This is a genomic window from Streptomyces swartbergensis (assembly GCF_002148965.1).
Lineage (GTDB): Bacteria > Actinomycetota > Actinomycetes > Streptomycetales > Streptomycetaceae > Streptomyces > Streptomyces swartbergensis.
Genome location: NZ_NGFN01000667.1, coordinates 1 through 1691, shown reverse-complemented (window position 1 = coordinate 1691; position 1691 = coordinate 1). Strand labels below are relative to the sequence as shown.

Sequence of the window (1691 nt, the reverse complement as noted above, 5' to 3'; positions counted from 1 at the left end):
GGTGGGGCAGGCCGAAGGCGCCCCGTGCCGCCCCGGCCGCCCCGTCCTGATCGCCCCGCCGGGCCCCGTCGGCCAACTCGTCCGCGACGCCCCGGGCTTCATCGCCGGGCTGTGAACGGGCCACGTGCCCCAGCCCCTTGGTCTTCTCCCCGAGTGCGTCGCCGCTCAGGGACGCGACAGTCGCGGCTTCCGCGCGTCGTACGGCGAGTGCGGTGCCCGCCGAGCGGACCTCCGCTTTCACGCGCTCCACGGCCCCCGCCTCCAGCGCCCTCCGGATCGCTCCCAGCTCGCTCTCCAGCTCCGCCGGTTCCGGGAAGTCCTCGTCGCGTTCCAGGAGGACTCCCGGAGGGGACACGCGGGATGCGAGGTCGGTCAGGATGTCCAGGACCGGCCGGGGGACGGGGTGGGCGTGGCTGTCGTGCCAGACGCCGTCGCGTTCGAAGCCGCCGGCGACATGGACGTAGGCGATGGCCTCAAGGGGCAGCACGGCGAGGGCCTTGGCCGGGTCCTCGGCGCGGTTGACGTGGTTGGTGTGCAGGTTGGCCACGTCGATGAGGAGCCGGACGCCCGTGCGGTCGGCCAGCTCGTACAGGAACTGGCCCTCCGTCATCTCCTCGCCCGGCCAGGAGATCAGCGCGGCGATGTTCTCGACGGCCAGCGGCACCGGCAGCGCCTCCTGCGCGATGYGCACGTTCTCGCAGAGGACGTCGAGGGCGTCCCGGGTCCGGGGGACGGGCAGCAGATGGCCCGCCTCCAGGTGCGGGGTCGCCGTCAGGGCACCCCCGGCCCGTACGAACGCGATGTGCTCGGTGACCAGCGGCGAGCCGAGTGCCTCAGCCCGTTCGGCCAGCGCGGTCAGACGGCCTTCGTCGGGGCGGTCCGCACCTCCGAGGCCGAGCGAAACGCCGTGCGGCACCACGGTGACGCCGCGCTCGCGCAGCCGCCGCAGCGACTCGGGCAGATGACCGGGGCAGACGTTCTCGGCCACGGCCTCGACCCAGTCGATGCCCGGCATGCGCTCCACGGCGTCCGCTATCTCCGGACGCCACCCGATGCCCGTCCCCAGTCGCTCCATCGTCCCCTCCTCCGCACGGCCGGTTCCTCGAACGTGAGGGGGGTATGGCCCAGCCGCCCGTCCCCGAACCCCGCCACGGGCGCCTTCAGAGGAACATTTGAGGTTCGGCCCACCGACGGTCCCCTGCTGCCCTCCGGCTCCACCGACGGAGGCACCAGGGTCGCGCCACCCCCGAGGCGTCGTACACCGGACGTATGCGCGATGGCAGCGAGCAGAGGCCCCGGGCCTCGCCCCGGCGGGTGTGGGCCGGAGCCGGGGGACTGGTGGCCGCCGTCGGCACGGCCATTTCCTGCTCCCGCTGGAGGGGCTCGGCGACGACCGCCCCTGGCTGGGCCGGCCGCTGTTCGCCCTGTGCCTGGCGCTGCTGGCCGCGTCGCTGCTGCGGCAGGTGCGTGACGTCGTACTGGAGAAGCCGCACACCCGGCCGGGCGTCATGATCCCGCTGCTGATGTGCCTGGCCGTGCTGGTCTTCTCGTCGGGGTACTACGCCCTCGCCCCCGTTCGTCTTCCTCACGGCGGCGGCCACCGCGCTGTCGCGCCGGCTGCACGCGGTGGTCGCCGCGCGCGACCGGCGCCCGCCGCCCTCCTGACCCRGGGCGGCCGGGGGCTGCCGGGG

General features: G+C 74.5%; 1 protein-coding gene and 1 pseudogene. One reads left to right on the top strand and one right to left on the bottom strand.

Features of this window, described 5'->3' with window-relative positions:
• Positions 1-1075 (bottom strand): MbnB/TglH/ChrH family RiPP precursor modification enzyme (locus CA983_RS43390; protein ID WP_244207353.1); only part of this gene is annotated, 1075 nt, incomplete at its 3' end.
• Between the two features lie 241 nt (positions 1076-1316).
• Between CA983_RS43390 and CA983_RS43385 the strand changes: the two are divergent.
• Positions 1317-1691, top strand: a pseudogene (locus tag CA983_RS43385) (hypothetical protein); the annotation flags it as partial.